This window comes from Xylanibacillus composti (assembly GCF_018403685.1).
GTDB classification, from domain to species: Bacteria; Bacillota; Bacilli; order Paenibacillales; family K13; genus Xylanibacillus; species Xylanibacillus composti.
In genome coordinates, this window is sequence record NZ_BOVK01000006.1 from 137,848 (window position 1) to 156,836 (window position 18,989).

Sequence of the window (18,989 nt, forward strand, 5' to 3'; positions counted from 1 at the left end):
GGAGAGAAACTAAGAGAAAAGGGTGGGGGGCATGGCAAAGCCAAAACAGAAAAAGAAAAAAACACCGCTCAGCCGATGGATTGTGCGAATGGGGGTATTAAGCCTGTTAGCCGTCATTGGTGCGGTCAGCTTGTACGTAGCGATCTTGGTCAGCGGGCATCAGGCATTGAACGAGAACATGAAGATGATGGAGATGGCCGAATCGTCCATTATTCTCGATGCCCGCGATGAAGAGATCAAGCGGCTTTTTCGGGAAAATCGGGTGCTCGTTTCATTCGATGACATTCCGGATCTGGTGAAGCACGCCTTTATTGCAACGGAAGATAAGCGGTTTGAGGAGCATGCTGGCATTGACTATTGGTCGATCGGCAGAGCGATCGTCAAGGACATCATGCAGGGCAGTCTGGTGGAAGGAGGCAGCACCATTACTCAGCAGCTTGCCAAGAACATGTTCACCAATGCCGAGCGAACGTTTTTCCGCAAAGCCAAGGAAGCCTCGTTGGCGCTGGCTTTGGAGAATCGATTTACCAAGGACGAGATTCTGGAGATGTATTTAAACCGCATCTTTTTCGGGGGGAACTTGTACGGCATAGGGGTGGCTTCCGAGTATTATTTCAACAAGGAAGTATCCGAGCTGGAATTGTGGGAGATTGCGACGCTGGCCGCAATGCCGAAAGGGCCCAACACGTACAATCCGATTGCCGATCCAGTCAAGTCGAAAGAGCGCCGGGCCGTCGTACTGAAGCTCATGCTCGATCAAGGGTATATCACGCAAGCGCAGCATGATGAAGCTGTTCGCGTGGAATATGTGGAGCCGAAACGCTCAGCGGACAAAGAAGCGTATTGGTCCTATGTCGATGTTGTACTGGGGGAGCTTGAACGAAAGGCCGGTTTGACAGCGGATCAAGTGTTCTTTGGCGGCTACAGAATCTATACCAACCTGGATGTGAAGACACAGCGTGTACTGGAAAGCAAATTTAAGAATGAGGAGCTGTTCCCGAAAGGCACAAGCGATGATATCATGCAAGGCGCTATGGTCGTGCTGGATCACCATGACGGCCGCATTTTGGGCGTGATGGGGGGCCGGGACTACCAGCCGCGCGGCTGGAACCGCGCGACCGTCAAGAGACAGCCTGGATCTTCGTTTAAGCCGATTGTCAGTTTTGCCCCGGCAATTGAGGATTATGGGTATACGCCGTATTCGCTTCTTCCAGATGAGCGCATGTCCTTTGGCGACTATTCGCCGCGCAATTACAATCAGCGCTATTTGGGTGAAGTAACGATGATGAAGGCGGTTGAGGACTCGATCAATGTTCCGGCTGTCTGGCTGCTCAACGAAATTGGTGTGGCGAACGGCATGGCCTTCGCTGAGAAGCTGGGGATTGAGCTTGACAAGCAGAATGACCGCAATCTGGCGATTGCGCTGGGCGGGCTTACCTACGGAGCGACTCCGATCGAGATGGCGGAGGCATACGCTGCCTTTGCCAATCACGGGATCTGGAACGAGGCTTTCACCGTGCGTAAGGTCGAGACACGGGATGGCCACATTTTATACGAGCACAAGCCGAATACGAAGCGGGTGATGAGTGAGCAAACTGCGTATTATATGACTCGCATGCTGGAGAGGGTCGTACATCAAGGTACGGGCACTAACGCCAGAATGCAGCGGCCGTCAGCAGGGAAAACCGGTTCCACTCAACCGGGAGTAGGGGGAGTGGATTCAGGCAATGCCTACTGGGATGTCTGGTTTGTCGGCTATACGCCGGAAGTGACGGCCTCGGTATGGATGGGGTATGATGCCAGGGATAAGGAGCATATTGTAACATCAGGCAGCTTCACCCCAGCCAAGATGTTCGCCGAAGTGCTGACGGAATCTCTTGCGGACCGTCAGATCGTTCCGTTCACCAAGCCTGAGGGCGTAGAAGATCTGGCAAAAAGACCGCCGGGCGTGCAAGATTTGCAGGTATTCCCTGACGAACTGGAACCGAAAGTGTTGCTTAGCTGGTCCTCCGTACAAGGTGCCGATGGTTACCGCGTCTACCGAAAGGCTTCCGGTGAGGAGGAATTTACTTTGATCACCACGACCCCGGTCACAGAAATTCAGGATTTGACCGTGCTGCCCGGCGAAACTTACACGTACGTCGTCCGTGTATATCAGACGGGGAATCCGTTGGAGAGCAATTCTTCGTCGCAAGTAACCGTCACCGTTCCTGACCAGAGCGACACGTTGCCGGATATCGATTTGGACGATATTCTCAACCCGGGCGGAGGGGAAGAGGAGAATGAATCGGAATTGCCGGAAGACGCGAATGGTGGAATGGAGCCGGGTGTCGGGGAACCGATAGAAGGGGAATTTCCAGATGAGGATGAGCTGCACAATGGCGGCGAACAGCACGATGGAACAACAGAGCCTGACAATGGGAATCGCAACCAAGAGCGCAATCCGCAACAAGCCAATGGCAATTCAAGAGAAATGAGAGAGCTAGAAGAAATGATTCAAGAAGGAGCAGATGTTCCATGAGCAAATGGATGAAGTGCTTGGCCGTCGTGAGCATCCTGACGGTGCTCGCGGCTTGCGGCCAAAATCAAGACGGGGATGGCGGCAAACAGGCGATAGCGATGCAATGGCCGGAACCGCCGGAAATGACAATCGACCCGGAGCGTAATTATACAGCGAAGCTGCATACCTCCAAGGGGATTATCACACTGGAGCTGTTTGCCAAAGACGCGCCAATCACAGTAAATAACTTTGTGTTTCTCGCAGAACAAGGATTTTACGATGGCGTGACGTTCCATCGCATTATCCAGCATTTCATGATCCAGACGGGGGATCCGATTGGAGACGGTACAGGCGGACCTGGTTACCGCTTTGAAGACGAACTGCCATCCCCGCATGTGTATGAGCCAGGGATAGTGGCGATGGCCAATGGAGGGCCAAACACGAATGGCAGCCAATTTTTTATCTGTTCCGGTCCTTCCAGCTATTCGCTGAACGAACGTCCGAACTATACGATTTTTGGCAAGGTGACCGAGGGGATGGACGTAGTGGAGGATATTGCGAGCGCACCGGTAAAAATGAATCCCAAGGCAAATCCGAATGTAGAGCCGCCCAGTATGCCAACAGAGGATATATATATACAAAAAGTGGATATCATAGCAGGATGAAGAAGGAGCTGTTGATTCATGGGAAATCAACAGCTCCTTTTTCTATGTCCAGGCCCATTTAATCGGGCCAAAGTCATAATGGTGATAGAGAGGTAACAATAGTGCTGTACAAAGGAATGAAAGCGCTTTATTATTTATACCAACATAGCTGTGTAAGCGTTTGCATATGGACGGCAGAATAGTCTGAATATATGCACACAAGGTTTTCTCGTTAAGGATTTCCCTGATTTCAGCAGTTGCGGCTACTACCGGCCCAGGTCGGATTAGCATACACTTACAAACCTTAAGGGAGGTTTTACGAAATGAAAGCTACCAAGAAAAGCATGCTCTTGCTGCTGGCGCTCATCTTCACGATGTCTTTGGTACTGGCGGCATGTGGCGGCAACAATCAGAGCACGTCAGGCAGCACAAACAGCAATTCCGGTTCAGACAGTTCGAATGCTTCCGATAATGGAGGCGATGCAGCGGCAGACCTGGATTTTGTGGAACTGACATTCACCTACCCTGGTACGAAGCAAAAAGACCATGACCGAATCATGGAGGAGATCAACAGCTATCTGAAGGAAAAGATTAACGCAAGCATCGATATACAGCCGATTGAGTGGGGACAATGGGATCAGAAGGTCAATCTGATGATCGCATCCCGTGAGCCGATGGATATTTACTTTACAGCAGCTTGGTCCAACTATTCCGTGAACGTCTCCAAGGGCGCATTTTTGGCATTGGATGATCTGCTCGCGAATACGGAAGCCGGACAATCTATCGTAAATTCCTTGGATCCGGCATTCTTGGAAGGCTCCAAGATTAACGGCAAGAATTACGGCATCCCGACGAACAAAGAGCTGGCTTCGGGCGGGGGTGTCGTGTACCGCTCCGATATTGCCGAAGAACTCGGGCTAGATTTCTCCAATGTAAAAACTATTCATGACCTAGGCCCGATTCTGGAGCAAGTGAAGCAAGCCAAGCCGGAAATGATTCCGTTGTTCGCGCTTCCTGGCGACTTTGTCAATGCGCACTTCCTGGCCAATTGGGACTTCCTCGGCGACAACAATATTCCAGGGGTCATTCGCAAGGACAGAGACGATACGACTGTGAAGCCGCGCTTTGAATATCCGGAATATATGGAAAACCTGAGGACAGCACGCAAGTATTTCTTGGCTGGCTATATTAACGCAGACGCCACTACCACTACGCTTTCTTCGCAGGATGCGCTGAAAAACGGCAATGTGTTCATGACCGTGCAGCCATTGAAACCGGGGAAAGACGCTGAGCTTGCATCGGCAACAGGCTTGATCGGCAAGCTGCAGCAGCTGGAATTGACAGAACGTACGATTGCGACGTCAGAAACAGCAGGCTCGATGCTGGCAATTTCCTCCACTTCCGCGAACCCGGAGCGAGCGCTCATGTTCATTAACCTGCTGCATTCGGACAAATACTTGAACAATTTGCTGAACTTCGGACTTGAAAACGAACATTACACGCGGAATGGCGAAATTATTTCGCCAACCGAAAAGCAAGGCGACTATGCGCCTGGCGCCGCCTGGATGTTTGGCAGCCAATTTTTGAACTATGTATGGGATTCGGAAGATCCGCAGAAATGGGAACAGTTCCGGGAGTTCAATAACGCCGGACATCCGTCCCCGGCACTTGGCTTCACCTTCAACTCTGAACCGGTGAAGACAGAAGTGGCCGCAGTTGTCAACATCCGTCAGGAATATGATGACGCACTGGAAACAGGCTCGGTAGACCCGGAAGAAATCGTACCTCAATATATCGCCAAATTGAAAGCCGCAGGCTTGGATAAAATTATTGAAGAGAAGCAAAGGCAATTTGATGAATTTTTGGCTAACAAGTAAAGCTTAATCCCGTTTCATGCAAAAGGGCTGCCCCTCCGATCGAAGTTGTTTCGTTCGGAAAGGACAGCCCTTTTCTAACGGAGTCTTACGAATTCAACGGCTTCAGTTTATCTATTCGTTCCTTGTCTGGTGTAACATAAACGGTTTTCTGGTTGTCGTAGATGACATAGCCAGGCTTGGCGCCGTTCGGCTTGCGAACGTGGCGAATCAAGGTGTAGTCGACCGGAACTTGACTGGATTCCCTTGCTTGGCTGAAATAAGCGGCTAGCATGGCTGCCTCCTCCAGCGTGGCATCGCCGTATTCCCGGCTGCGAATGACGACATGCGAGCCGGGGATATCCTTTGTGTGCAGCCAAGTATCGGAAGAATGCGCCATTCGGTTCGTCACATACTCATTTTGCAAGTTGTTTTTCCCTACATACAGAGGAATGCCCTCGCTGGAAAGGTATCCAGACACTGCGGGCTTGTTGTTTTTCTTTTTTCGCTTCTCTTTTTTGTTGCGCTGCCTAACATACCCTTCCTCGGCCAGTTCGTCCCGGATTTCTTCAATATCCTGCAGGGAAGCATTGCGCAGCTGGACGAGCACGCTTTCCAAATATTTGATTTCCGCAGAAGCAGACTCCAATTGCTCGCGCGCCGCAATGCGGCCGTTTTTGGCCTTTGTGTACCTCTTGAAGTACCGCTGCGCGTTTTCCGACGGGGTTAACTGCGGGTCAAGCGGGATGGTAATGGGTGCTTGCTGTTCATCGTAGTAGTTGATGACGTCCATATGTTCCATGCCGCGTTCCATCTGGTACAAATTAGCCGTAATCAGCTCGCCCATAATGCGGTATCGCTCCGCTTGCTCGGCATCGGCCGCTGCTTCCTTGAGCTTATCTATTTTCTTCGCATTTTTGGCAATTTCATTTAGCAGGAAGCGTTCCAAGTCGGCCGTTTTTTGCTTCACCAGATCCCGTTCCGCTTTTTCCCCGAAATAAGTGTCCAAGCAGTCGCTAATCGATGGGAAGCGCACAGCTGTGCCGTCTACATGAGACAATGCGATGGCCGAGAAATAGCTTTTGTCTGCTTGCTCGTCTGCTGTGATGTTTGGTTCAATGTGATTTTCCGCTACTAGCCGAACTGTCTGCAGGAAGCTATGTGCCAGCTTTTGGCCGCTTGCGGGCTCTTGCACGAACGTTCGCATATCGGTGTGAATGCTGTGACCGCTTCGATGCACGACTTCCCTGGCAGCCAGCGGACTAATCCCGCTGTAAGTGTGCACAAGCCAGGCAGACGCCTTCATGGCCTGTTCCTCGTCGTTTGCTTGCAGCATGCGTTCGAGGCATTGCAGCTCCGTTTCTTGGAAGGGATCTGCTTTGTCCTGCGCTGGCGGATTTGTATACAGAGTACCGGGCATCACAACCCGGTAACTGCTGATCGCTGGTGTGACATGATGTATGCCATCGACGATCGTACCGGTTGAAGGATCGGTAATGATGATGTTGCTATGACGCCCCATTAGCTCGATGATCAGGCGCTTCGCATTGATATCTCCTAATTCGTCCGACTGGCGAACGTCCAGGTGGAGAACGCGTTCGGCTCCTTCCTGGCGGATGGATTCGATCACCGCATTTTCAAAGTGCTTGCGAAGCAGCATGCAGAACATCGGCGCTTCAAGCGGGTTAACAAATGTTCGTTCCGTTGCGTGAACGCGCGGATAGGTCGGGCTTGCGGAGATCAGGACCTTGCGGGAAACGCCGCGGGAACGAATTTGCAAGACGATATCGTGCGGGGAAGGCTGATGAATTTTATGAATGCGGCCGCCAACGCACGCTTGCAGCTCGTTGGCAATGGCGCGAACGACTAATCCGTCTAAGGCCATGAGAGACAACTCCAGTATCGAATTTGTTTGCACGAATGCATGTTTGGATTGAGTTCGGCAGCAGCCAGACTTCGTGCTGTGCAGCGAAGCCCAGTTCCTTTGTCATTGTACCTAAATTCCGGAGGAATGGAAAGATTGAGGAAGCGTGCCTCATTCGATTGGGATATTTTGCGGCTTGTTCGAATACATTTAGCGTAGACAAGACTTAGGGAGGGAATGGCCGAGATGAGTCAGAGAAGGTGGTATCAGTATAGCGCGGAAGAAACCGCAGCCATCCAGCGGGTTGACCCGCGCAAAGGGTTGACCGCAGCGGAAGTGCAAGACAGGCAAGCGGAATACGGGCCCAACGTACTCTCCGAAGGCAAGTCAATTTCCCCGCTTGCCTTATTCTTGAATCAATTCAAGGATTTTATGGTGCTCGTTCTGATGGGAGCGACTCTCGTATCCGGATTGCTTGGCGAATACTTGGATGCGATCACGATTGTAGCCATCATTATTATGAATGGGATTTTGGGATTTGTTCAAGAATTTCGCGCCGAACGCTCCCTCCGCGCCCTGAAGGAGCTCTCTGCTCCAATCGCCAAAGTAGTCAGAGACGGCAAACGCATGGAAGTGCTGGCATCTGAGCTGGTCCCTGGCGATATTGTCGTGTTTGAAGGGGGAGACCGGATTCCAGCCGATATCCGCATGTTGGAAGCGTCCGGACTGCAGATTGAGGAATCCGCATTAACGGGAGAATCTGTGCCAGTACATAAGCGGACGGATGCAATCGCGGATGAGGATGTGCCGCTCGGGGATATGAAGAACATGGCTTTCCTTGGAACCATGGTGACGAAGGGCTCCGGCAAAGGGATTGTCATTGGAACAGGCATGCAAACAGAGATGGGGAAAATAGCGGACTTGATCCAAAGTACGGAAACCATGGATACGCCGCTGCAGCACAGACTTGAGCAGCTAGGCAAAATTTTGATCGGTGTTGCCGTTGCCTTGACGGTTCTCGTTGTTGTAGCTGGCATTCTGCACGGACAGCCGTCCTATGGCATGTTCCTTGCCGGCGTCAGCCTCGCAGTCGCCGCCATACCGGAAGGATTGCCGGCCATTGTTACGATTGCGCTTGCGCTCGGCGTACAGCGCATGATCAAGCGCAAGGCAATTGTGCGCAAGCTCCCGTCCGTTGAAACCTTGGGCTGCGCTTCTGTGATCTGCTCGGATAAGACCGGTACCTTGACCCAGAACAAAATGACTGTGACGCATCTATGGCAGGGCGGACAGCTGCTTGAGGTAACAGGCCAAGGCTATGAGCCGGTCGGCCAGATCATGCATGGCAAACAGAAGGTGGACATTCGCGAAAATTCGGGGCTTAGACGGCTGCTGCAAATCGCCGTCAGCTGCAATAATGCGGTGCTCGAACAGGCTGTGGCACCAGCAGGAGGGGAAGGGAAGAAGCAGGGCAAAAAAAAGGAGCGCCAGGAATGGGTCGTAAACGGAGATCCAACAGAAGGTGCGCTTATCGTGCTGGGCGCAAAAGCGGGCATAACAGCCTCCGGCTTATCGGGCCTGTATGACCGTATTGCAGAATTTCCGTTCGATTCCGAGCGCAAGATGATGTCGGTACTGCTTCAGCACCAAGGGGGGCGGCTTCTGTATGCGAAGGGAGCGCCGGATATGCTCCTTTCCCGCTGTACGCACATCCTGTGGGAAGACAAGGTGATCCCGTTTACAGATACCCTTCGCCAGAAAGTGGCTGCTGCCAATGAAGCGATGGCGAAAAATGCCCTTAGGGTTTTGGGCAGCGCATACCGGGAGGTAAAAGCGGGAGAAGTATGCGAGCAGGAAGCCGATGCGGAAAAGGGACTGATCTTCGTTGGCCTGACTGGCATGATCGATCCGCCGCGCAAGGAAGTTCGGCAGGCAATCTCGAAGTGTAAAGCGGCCGGCATCAAAACGGTTATGATTACGGGAGACCACCAGCTGACCGCGGAAGCAATCGCCAGGCAGCTAGGCTTGCTGCCGGAGAAAGGGCTTGTGCTGAATGGCCGTCAGCTGGCCAATATGAGCGATGACGAGCTGGATGAGCAGGTAGACCAAGTATACGTGTACGCGCGCGTTTCGCCGGAGCATAAACTGCGGATAGTCAAATCGCTGCAGCGCAAAGGCCACGTAGTAGCTATGACCGGAGATGGGGTCAACGATGCTCCGGCTATCAAATCTGCGGATATCGGCATTGCGATGGGCATTACAGGGACGGACGTGACGAAGGAAGCATCTGCGCTAGTTCTTAGCGATGACAACTTCGCGACGATTGTTGCGGCCATTGAGGAAGGCCGGGGCATCTATGAGAATATCCGCAAGTTTATCCGGTACTTGCTCGCATCCAACGTTGGGGAGATCATGACGATGTTCCTGGCGATGATGATGGGCATGCCCTTGCCGCTCGTCCCGATACAAATCCTGTGGGTAAATCTAGTGACCGACGGCTTGCCTGCCCTAGCGCTTGGGGTCGATAAGGCAGAAGACGATCTGATGAAGCAGAAGCCGAGATCGCCGAAGGAGAACATCTTCGCTCGCAGGCTTGGCTGGAAAATTATCAGCCGCGGCGTCATGATCGGCATCTGCACGCTAGCCGCCTTCTGGATTGCGCTGAACGAAACGAATGATTTGGCCAAAGCGCAAACGGTTGCCTTCGCTACATTAGTTATGGCTCAGTTGATTCATGTCTTTGATTGCCGCAGCTCCCGCTCTATCTTTCACCGCAAGCTATTGGAGAACAAGGCGCTGGTGTTCGCTGTCCTGTCCTCCGTTGTGCTGATGCTGTGCGTCATGTATCTCGAGCCGCTCCAGCCGATCTTCAAGACGGTTGATTTGGCCCTGCGCGACTGGATGCTCGTCCTCGTCCTGGCTGCGGTACCGACCATATTGTTCGGCATCGGCAGCGTGCTCGGCGGCCGCAGACGCCCGAAGCGTACGCTTCGTTACGGCGGACCGGCAGGCAGCCCAGTTTCCCGCTAAGGGCAATTCAAGTTGCCCACGGCTGCAATAAAAACAGAAAAGCACCAAAGCTGTCCCTGACTCGCTAGATGAGGGACAGCTTTTTATCTTGCAGATACTCTGGTTGATATGGCTACTCAAATGTGTTGGTTTGCGCTACAATAAGAGGAATAACTTAGGTTGCACAAGTGGAGCGAGGAGAGAAGGAATATGAATTTTACGAAAATGCATGGTTTGGGCAACGACTTTATCATGCTTTATGGATATCAGGAGCTTCCGGATGAGGCAGGAGAGCTGGCGATCCGTTTATGCAACCGCCATTTCGGAATTGGAGCTGATGGTCTAGTCTTTATTTTGCCTTCGGCTGAGGCAGACTTTCAAATGCGCATTTTCAATTCGGATGGCTCGGAGCCGGAACAGTGCGGGAACGCCATTCGATGTGTGGCCAAGTATGTATATGACCATGGATTAGTCGGCGAGCAGACATCGATCCAGATCGCCACGCTTGGCGGCGGCATACAGACCGTGACTATTCGGGCAGAAGCGGGTAAAGCGGCTGCAGTTCGGGTGGATATGGGAGAGCCGGTGCTGAATGGCTTGGATATCCCGACTGTTTTGGACCAGGCGCTGGTCAAGGACGAAGCGATTGAGGTGGACGGCGAAACCTTTCGCTTTACAGCGGTATCGATGGGGAACCCCCACTGTGTCATCCTGGTGGAGGATGCGCTGCATTTTGATCTGCACACTTGGGGACCGAAGCTTGAAAATCATCCGTTGTTTCCGAAACGGACGAATGTGGAGTTTATGACGGTGCGCAATAGAAACTACATCGATATGCGGGTATGGGAACGCGGAGCCGGGCCTACCTTGGCGTGCGGCACAGGGGCTTGTGCGACCGTGGTCGCTGCCGCGTTGAACGGCATAAGCGACCGCAGCGCTACCGTATCTCTTGCGGGCGGGGAACTGTTGATCGAGTGGGACGAGGCAAGCAATCGCGTGTTTATGACAGGACCGGCTGCGGAAGTGTATTCGGGCAAGCTGTCGGAATAAAGCGATTTACCCGTTTGCTCGCTTTATCGCGGGCTGCTGAAACTGTTTGCGCTTGAGCGTGGAGGCAAACGATAGACAGATGGAGAAGTTATGGTCTATGGATTCGTACAATTGGGATAGGTGGGAGTTTAATGAGAAAACCGGATCTGCGTGAAGTGCTGGCAAGCGGCATGCTTGTCGGCGATGGAGCCATGGGAACGTATTTGTATCAGCTTGGGTTCCCTGTTGGCATTTCTTATGAAGAGTTGAACTTGACAAGGCCTGAAGTGATCGCGGACGTGCATCGCAGCTATTACGAGGCAGGCGCGAGATTGATAGAAACGAATACATTCACCGCGACAAGAGAACGGCTCGCCAAATTCGGCTTGGAAGGCGAGACGGAAGCGATTAATCGCAAAGCGGTGCAAATTGCCAGGGGAGCGGTTGGCGCTGACGCGTACGTTGCGGGCACTGTCGGCTCCATTCGCGCGGGCAAGCGGAAGAACGTAAGTCAGCAAACGATCAAGCAAGATTTTGAGCAGCAAATCGGGGTGCTGCTGAATGAGGGCGTAGATGCTCTGATATTGGAAACCTTCTTCGATTTGGAAGAAATATTGATAGCTTTGCGCATTGCAAGATCCAAGAGCGATCTGCCGATCATTTGCCAGCTTGCCGCCGAGGATGTCGGACGCACGACGGACGGGTATACGCTCGCCCACTCGTTCTCCAGACTTGCCGCGGAAGGGGCGGATGTCATCGGATTCAACTGCCGAAGCGGACCGAACGGCATGCTTCGCAATCTCGAACGCTTTCGGGCAGAGGTGGAAGCGCAGTCGGCCGTTGACGAAGTTGGCGAAGTCGGCCTTTCGGAAGCGTCATCTCTCCCGGTATCAGTCTTCCCGAATGCGGGAATTCCGGATTATGTGGACGGCAAGTATACGTATGTTTCCACACCGGATTACTTCGCTGAATGCGCACGGCAATTTGCCGATTTGGGGGCGCGGATTATAGGGGGCTGCTGCGGCACAACCCCTGAGCATGTGAAGGCGATGGCTCTGGCCCTGCAGAATTACATTCCGCAGAAGAAGGAGCTTGCGCTCGGATCGGCTGCAGTCCCTGTACAAACAGAGGAGCCGAATGACAGCAAGGAGGCGGTCGCAAGCGCAGCGATGCCTTGGTCTATCCAACCGGATGAAGCTCCGTCGATTGTCGATACCGTTATGGAGCGGCACACGGTTATCGTGGAGCTTGACCCGCCTCGGGATTTGAGCATAGACAAGTTCATGGAAGGTGCAGAGGCATTGAAGGAAGCAGGCGTCGATGCTGTGACGATGGCTGACAATTCGCTGGCGGTCACGCGAATGAGCAACTTGGCGCTCGGGTATTTGCTTCGCGACAAACTTGGCATTCGGCCTCTTGTCCACATCGCCTGCCGCGACCGGAATTTGATCGGCACCCAGTCGCATATGATGGGACTCGACGCGCTTGGCATCAACCATGTGCTTGCCGTGACGGGCGACCCGGCGAAATTTGGCGACCTGCCCGGCTCGAGCTCCGTGTATGACCTCACGTCCTTTGAGATCATCCGCATGATCAAGCAGCTGAACGAGGGTGTCGCCTTCTCCGGGAAGCCGCTGAAGCAGAAGGCGCAGTTCGTGGTCGGAGCGGCATTCAATCCGAATGTGAAGCATCTGGACAAGGCTGTGCAGCGTCTGGAGCGCAAGATTGAGGCCGGCGCCGACTATATTATGACGCAGCCGGTGTATGATGCGGCTCTTATCCATGATATCCATGACGCGACCAAGCATTTGCGCATCCCGATTTTCCTGGGCATCGCACCGCTGGCAAGCGGGGGAAATGCCGAGTACCTGCATAACGAGGTGCCTGGCATTCGTCTACCGGACCATGTGCGCAGCCGCATGGCTGGACTGCGGGGGGAAGAGGGGCGTGCGATGGGCGTGCAAATTGCGAAGGAGCTGCTGGATGAGGCGCTGCCGTACTTCAACGGGATTTATCTGATGACACCTTTTATGTCTTATCATATGACAGCGGAATTGACCCGCTATGTATGGGAAAAAACTAACCGTTCCAACTTCCACTTGTCCCCCCTTTCAAAATAAACTAAAATAGGGTAATGGATGTGATGCCGATGATAGAGAGCATGACAGGATTCGGTCAAGCGGAACGGACCATTGGCGGATTTGCGATACGGATTGAAGTCCGTTCGGTCAACCATCGTTACCTGGAAACCGTTGTGAGATTTCCCCGAGACATGACGCGGTTCGAGGATCTGATCAAACGTACGGTGCAAGGCAGGCTAAAGCGCGGCAGAATCGAAGTGTTTTTATCGATAGAGCGGGAAGCGGAAACCGCAGGCACGCCTCAAGTGGATTGGGCGAAAATCGAAGGATACTGGGCTGCGTCAGCGGAGATCGCCGAGAGGCTAGGCTTGCCTCATGCTTTGCAGCTTGGCGACCTGCTTCAAGTAGAGGGAATCTTCGTGCAAGAGCCGGCGCTGGCTGTAGACGATGAGGCGCTGGAGGAGAAGCTTCGGGCATGCTTGGAAGAGGCGCTGGACGGAGTAGCGGCAATGAGGCGTCGGGAGGGTGATCATCTTCGTGCGGATTTGCTCTCCCGTCTTCTAGCGGCACAATCGCTGCATGCCAGCATTCAGGGGAAGAGCGGGGAAGCAGTGAGGGAGAATAAGGACAAGCTGCGGGAACGGATTCGAGAGCTACTCGAAAACCCGCATGCCCTGGACGAGCAGCGCTTTCAGATGGAAGTGGCTGTCATGGCGGAGCGGATGGATGTACAGGAAGAGCTGACGCGCCTTTCCAGCCATTTCAAGCAATTTCGCTCCATGCTGGAGCAACGTGAGCCTGTGGGGCGCAAATTGGATTTCTTGGTGCAGGAAATGAATCGCGAGGCTAATACGATCGGTTCGAAGGCGAATCATGCCAGCATTACCGCATGGATCGTAGACTTGAAAGCAGAACTTGAAAAAATCCGTGAACAAGTGCAAAATATTCAATAATGCATGGGGGAAATGAGATGAATATCAAATTAATCAATATCGGCTTTGGCAATATCGTTTCGGCCAATCGAATCATTTCCATCGTCAGTCCAGAATCCGCCCCGATTAAACGGATCATTCAAGAGGCGCGAGACCGCCATATGCTGATCGACGCTACATACGGCCGCCGAACGCGCGCTGTTATCATTACGGACAGCGATCATGTGATTTTATCTGCTGTGCAGCCGGAAACGGTGGCGCACCGTTTGTCCAACAAGGAAGACGATCACGACGAATAATGAGGGAGTTGCGGATGGAAAAGGGATTGTTGATTGTTTTGTCCGGTCCTTCAGGAGTCGGCAAAGGGACGGTCTGTTCCGCGCTGCGGAAGAGGGCGACAGATTTGACTTACTCCATCTCCGTTACAACACGCAAGCCGCGTGAGGGAGAAGTGGAGGGCGTCAATTATTTTTTTCGCAGCCGGGAGCAGTTTGAAGAGATGATTCGCAAGGGAGAACTGCTGGAATATGCTGAATACGTAGGCAATTATTACGGCACTCCGGCGAACTTTGTGCAGCAGTCGCTCGAAGCGGGCAAGGACGTGCTTTTGGAAATCGAGGTGCAAGGAGCGCTGAAGGTGAAGGAGAGGTTCCCGGATGGCATCTTTGTATTTCTGACGCCGCCGTCCATTTCCGAGCTGCGCAACCGCATTGTCGGAAGAGGGACAGAATCCAAGGACACGATTGATAAGCGGATGGACACAGCGGTTGAAGAGCTGTCCTTAATCAAGCATTATGACTATGCGGTTGAGAATGATCAGATTGATGCCGCTTGCGAACGCATATTGTCCATTATCGTGGCCGAGCATTGCCGCAAGGAACGAGTACTTCCGTATTTGACCAAATGGATAGAAGAGGTGAGATAAATGTTGTATCCGTCTATTGACGAAATGCTGGAGAAGGTAGACAGCAAGTATTCCCTGGTCGTAGCGGCTGCGAAGCGCGCCAGAAAGCTTCGCGACGGCGCCAGAAGCGAGCTGGGACGACCGCATTCGAACAAATATGTAGGCATTGCGCTGGAAGAAATTTATCACGATATTGTGAAGTTTGAGAACAAGGCAAACAAATCGAAAGAAGCCTAAACCGATTCCTGGCTTGAAGGCTGAAGAATGATCAACAACCCGCAGCGGTTGTTGTTTTTTTCTAAGCAGGCATGCAACAAGAAATTGAGGGGTGTTCGGCAACGGGCCATGCAGCGGATGGAAACGGGGGATGAAGATGCTGACAGGGAAAACAATCGTTCTGGGTGTTGCGGGAGGAATTGCTTGCTATAAAGCGTTGACGCTGGCAAGCAGACTGACCCAGGCAGGAGCCAAGGTGCGTGTGATGATGACGAATGGGGCAGCACAGTTTGTGACGCCACTCAGCTTTCAGACGATCACACGCCATCCGGTAGCAACTGACACGTTCGATGAGAAGGATCCGGCTGTCGTGCAGCATATCGATTTGGCGGACAGCGCAGATTTAATCGTCATCGCGCCGGCCACGGCGAATATATTGGCGAAGCTTGCCCACGGGTTGGCGGACGAGATCGTCAGCACAACCTTGTTGGCGGCAACCTGCCCGGTGATGGTCGCTCCTGCCATGAATGTACACATGTATACCCATCCGGCTGTACAGCAAAACATGAACACGCTTATGCGCAGAGGCGTACTGTTCATTGAGCCTGGCACCGGAGCGCTGGCTTGCGGCTATACGGGCAAAGGGCGAATGGCGGAGCCTGAGCAAATCGTTGAGCGGATCGCGGAACATTTTGCGCAAGTGGATGCCCATGCGAATGATCTCCATAAACCGCTGGCCGGCAAGCGGATATTGGTGACTGGCGGGGGAACGCGCGAGCGGATCGATCCGGTTCGCTATCTGGGCAACGATTCGTCCGGCAAGATGGGAGCAGCTATAGCGGCAGCAGCACAAGAGCTTGGAGCGCAGAAGGTCACCTTTATCGCGGCAAATGCGACGGCTGCAACACCGCCCGGAGTGGAACGGATTGAGGTCGAATCAGCAGAACAGATGCTGGAAGCCGTGATGGGCCGGCTGTCTGCCAACGACATGGTCGTCAAGGCTGCAGCGGTAGCCGATTATCGGCCGAAGCATGTTTTTTCGCGCAAGATCAAAAAACAGGAAGATTCTCTCATGCTGGAATTGGAACGAACGCCTGACATTTTGCACACAATCGGTCATAGCGGCTACAGCGGATTTGTCATAGGTTTCGCCGCAGAGACGGGAGAAGCCGCCGAATATGCGATGGACAAGCTGCGGCGCAAAAACTGTGACCTGATCGCCGCGAACAACGTGCTGTTGGAAGGCGCTGGCTTCGGCACGGATACCAATGTGCTCGAAATTTATGGCCCGGAAGGGCTTGTCGCCGCACTTCCGGCGATGAGCAAGCAGGAAGCGGCCAAGCGGCTGCTGACCTTGGCGGCTGAACGAATGGCGGCTCACGCGGCAAATCAGTCAACCGCTGCGGCAGAGGTGCAGGACGAATGATTGCAAACGTGATCGTGGATGTGCCGGCCAAGCAGACGGATCGGCCGTTCGATTACCGCATTCCTCCGCTCCTGGCAGATTGGGTCGAAGTGGGAAGCCGGGTGGCGGTCCCATTCGGCAACCGCCTGCTGCAGGGATTCGTTGTTGGAATGGCCGACGTGAGTGAGATGAATCCGGCCAAGCTGAAAGAGATTGGCTCGGTACTGGACCCCGCTCCCCCGCTTACAAGCGAGTTGGTGAAGCTAGGCATATGGATGGGACGGGAGTATGTGTGTCCGTCCTTGCTTGCTTTGCAGTCTATGCTCCCGGGGGCATTGAAGGCGAAGTACAAGCGTTTGGCAGTGCTGCCGGATGAATTAGACGAGGATGCCAGGGGGCGCATGCAGCAGGAGGATTCAGGCCTGTATGCATGCATTGCCCGAAAAGGCTACTATGATCTGCTTAGCCTGATCGAGCAATTCCCCGCGTCTTCCGCTGTATTGAAACGCTGGATGAAGCTCGGCTGGTTGGAAGAGCAGCAGACTGTGTCCGATCGGCTTCGGAAGAAGAAGCAGCTCGCCGTTTATCCGACCGATGTGCCCCTGTCTCCGGAGGCGCTCGCGCAATTGGCAAGACGTGCCCCTCGTCAGCTCGAGGTGCTTGACTACTTGCGTGACAGCAGCGGTCCGGTCCTGCTTAGCGAGCTAATCGCAGCACTTGGCATTTCTGCTGGTACCGTGAAAGGGCTGGCCGATAAGGGGATGCTAGTCATCAAGCAAGCCGAGATCTGGCGGGATCCCTATGCCGGGCGGCAATTTAAGGCAAGCCACCGGCTGCAGCTGACATCGGAGCAGCAGGCTGCTTACGATACTATTAAGCATGCAGTGCAATCGGGCGATGCCCATCGGTTTTTGCTGCATGGCGTAACGGGAAGCGGCAAGACAGAGATCTATCTGCAAACGATAGAGGATTGCCTGTCTATGGGCAAGGAGGCAATTGTGCTTGTCCCCGAGATTTCTCTAACGCCCCAAATGGTAGAACGCTTCAAAAGCCGCTTCGGCGACCTGGTTGCGGTCCTGCACAGCCGCTTGTCGCAAGGAGAACGATATGATGAGTGGCGGAAAATTCGTTACGGTACGGCACAAGTCGCTGTGGGCGCAAGGTCCGCAGTATTCGCGCCGTTCACCAGACTAGGTCTGATTATTATTGACGAGGAGCATGAATCGTCTTACAAGCAGGAAGAAAGCCCCAAATACCATGCTCGCGAAGTGGCAGTGCAACGTGCGCTGCATCATGGGGCAGTCGTTGTGCTTGGTTCGGCAACCCCTTCCATCGAGACGTATGCAGCCGCGCTGCAGCATGAGCAGAGAGAAGCCGCAGCATCTGCCGCCGGCGAGCGGTCTGAACGCACCCTTCCTTCTGGAAGCACGCCGCCTCTGCGCCTGTTGACATTGAAGCGCAGAGTGATGGACAGGCCGTTGCCGCAAATCCATGTTGTTGACATGCGAGAGGAATTGAGAGAAGGCAATCGCATGATGTTCAGCCGCCGGCTGTACGAGGGGATCGCCAAACGCCTGGAGCGCAGGGAACAGATGGTGCTGCTGTTGAACAGGCGCGGCTACTCCACATTCGTCATGTGCCGTTCATGCGGGTATGTCGTGCAATGCCCGCACTGCGATATCTCGCTGACGTACCACCGCAGGGCTGGGCAAATTCGCTGCCATTATTGCGGGTATACGGAGAAGGAGCCGGGAGAATGCCCAGGCTGTCAAAGCCGCCACATTCGCTTTTTCGGCACTGGCACCCAGAAGGTAGAAGAAGAACTGTATAAGCATTTTCCCGACATTCGAGTCATACGTATGGATGTGGACACGACTGGCGAAAAGGGCAGCCACGAGAAATGGCTGAATCTGTTCCGGGAGAAGGAGGCAGACGTCCTGCTTGGCACCCAGATGGTGGCGAAGGGGCTCGACTTTCCCGATGTGACGCTGGTAGGCGTTATTGCTGCGGATACGGTTCTCAATTTGCCGGATTTCCGATCAGCCGAAAAAACCTTTCAACTGCTGACACAGGTTGCGGGCAGGGCCGGCAGACACGAGCTTCCCGGCGAAGTTGTCATTCAAACCTACCATCCTGACCATTACAGCGTGGAAATGGCAGCCAAGCACGACTACAGCGCTTTTTTCGCCAGGGAAATGAGACACAGGCAGAGCGGCCTTTATCCGCCATATTCTCGCCTTGCGCTGATTACGTTCTCCCACCCGGACATTCCCGTCCTTCTTCAGACAGGCGAACGGCTCATTCATGCCTTGGCCGAGCAAGGTGTCAGCGAGGTTCGCACCTCAGGGAGAGTGGAAGTGCTGGGGCCTGTTGCCTCGTCCATTCCGCGCATCAAAGATAGATATCGATTTCAATGCATGTTAAAATATCGGCATGAACCAAGGATTCCCGAGAAAATAAGAGCAGCGACAGACAGCCTGGACGAATGGCTGAAGAAGCATCAGGTACAGCTCTCGACGGACATGAACCCGCAGGTCATGCTATGAGCGAAA

Annotated in this window: 13 protein-coding genes; 12 read left to right on the forward strand and 1 reads right to left on the reverse strand. The window is 53.5% G+C overall.

Annotation, left to right across the window (positions count from 1 at the left end; all coding sequences use genetic code 11):
• Positions 1-31: 31 nt before the first annotated feature.
• From XYCOK13_RS02460 to XYCOK13_RS02470, 3 genes are all read left to right on the forward strand, one after another.
• Positions 32-2,521, forward strand: coding sequence for a transglycosylase domain-containing protein (locus XYCOK13_RS02460; RefSeq protein WP_213410293.1), 2,490 nt, complete (start codon positions 32-34; stop codon positions 2,519-2,521).
• Complete coding sequence (locus XYCOK13_RS02465) at positions 2,518-3,165, forward strand: peptidylprolyl isomerase (RefSeq protein WP_244864945.1); 648 nt, start codon at positions 2,518-2,520, stop codon at positions 3,163-3,165. Before XYCOK13_RS02460 ends, XYCOK13_RS02465 begins: the two co-directional genes overlap by 4 nt.
• 302 nt (positions 3,166-3,467) lie before the next feature.
• Complete coding sequence (locus XYCOK13_RS02470; protein ID WP_213410294.1) at positions 3,468-5,021, forward strand: ABC transporter substrate-binding protein; 1,554 nt, start codon at positions 3,468-3,470, stop codon at positions 5,019-5,021.
• A gap of 85 nt (positions 5,022-5,106) precedes the next feature.
• On the opposite strand, the gene XYCOK13_RS02475 is transcribed toward XYCOK13_RS02470, so the two are convergent.
• Positions 5,107-6,882 carry an Rqc2 family fibronectin-binding protein gene (locus tag XYCOK13_RS02475; protein ID WP_213410295.1) on the reverse strand — a complete coding sequence of 592 codons (1,776 nt, stop codon included), beginning with the start codon at positions 6,880-6,882 and terminating at the stop codon, positions 5,107-5,109.
• Positions 6,883-7,107: 225 nt separating this feature from the next.
• Here XYCOK13_RS02475 and XYCOK13_RS02480 point away from each other — a divergent pair, with 225 nt between their 5' ends.
• The 9 genes from XYCOK13_RS02480 to priA all read left to right on the forward strand — a co-directional run bounded on the left by XYCOK13_RS02480 (position 7,108) and on the right by priA (position 18,983).
• Positions 7,108-9,891, forward strand: coding sequence for a calcium-translocating P-type ATPase, SERCA-type (locus XYCOK13_RS02480; RefSeq protein ID WP_213410296.1), 2,784 nt, complete (start codon positions 7,108-7,110; stop codon positions 9,889-9,891).
• Between the two features lie 189 nt (positions 9,892-10,080).
• Positions 10,081-10,920: a diaminopimelate epimerase gene (dapF, locus tag XYCOK13_RS02485; RefSeq protein WP_213410297.1), complete on the forward strand. Its 840-nt coding sequence runs from the start codon at positions 10,081-10,083 to the stop codon at positions 10,918-10,920.
• Between the two features lie 131 nt (positions 10,921-11,051).
• On the forward strand, positions 11,052-13,019 hold the full coding sequence (locus XYCOK13_RS02490) for a bifunctional homocysteine S-methyltransferase/methylenetetrahydrofolate reductase (protein WP_213410298.1): 1,968 nt from the start codon (positions 11,052-11,054) through the stop codon (positions 13,017-13,019).
• A 29-nt stretch (positions 13,020-13,048) separates the two neighbouring features.
• Positions 13,049-13,933, forward strand: a complete 885-nt coding sequence (locus XYCOK13_RS02495) for a YicC/YloC family endoribonuclease (RefSeq protein WP_244864946.1) — start codon at positions 13,049-13,051, stop codon at positions 13,931-13,933.
• Between the two features lie 17 nt (positions 13,934-13,950).
• Positions 13,951-14,211: an extracellular matrix/biofilm regulator RemA gene (gene remA / locus XYCOK13_RS02500; RefSeq protein WP_213410301.1), complete on the forward strand. Its 261-nt coding sequence runs from the start codon at positions 13,951-13,953 to the stop codon at positions 14,209-14,211.
• 14 nt (positions 14,212-14,225) lie between these two features.
• On the forward strand, positions 14,226-14,837 hold the full coding sequence (gene gmk / locus XYCOK13_RS02505) for a guanylate kinase (RefSeq protein ID WP_213410303.1): 612 nt from the start codon (positions 14,226-14,228) through the stop codon (positions 14,835-14,837).
• A complete protein-coding gene (gene rpoZ, locus XYCOK13_RS02510) occupies positions 14,838-15,053 on the forward strand; it encodes a DNA-directed RNA polymerase subunit omega (protein ID WP_213410305.1) in 216 nt (71 codons plus the stop codon).
• A gap of 136 nt (positions 15,054-15,189) precedes the next feature.
• On the forward strand, positions 15,190-16,458 hold the full coding sequence (gene coaBC / locus XYCOK13_RS02515; protein ID WP_213410307.1) for a bifunctional phosphopantothenoylcysteine decarboxylase/phosphopantothenate--cysteine ligase CoaBC: 1,269 nt from the start codon (positions 15,190-15,192) through the stop codon (positions 16,456-16,458).
• Positions 16,455-18,983, forward strand: a complete 2,529-nt coding sequence (gene priA, locus XYCOK13_RS02520) for a primosomal protein N' (RefSeq protein WP_213410309.1) — start codon at positions 16,455-16,457, stop codon at positions 18,981-18,983. Before coaBC ends, priA begins: the two co-directional genes overlap by 4 nt.
• Positions 18,984-18,989 lie beyond the last annotated feature (6 nt).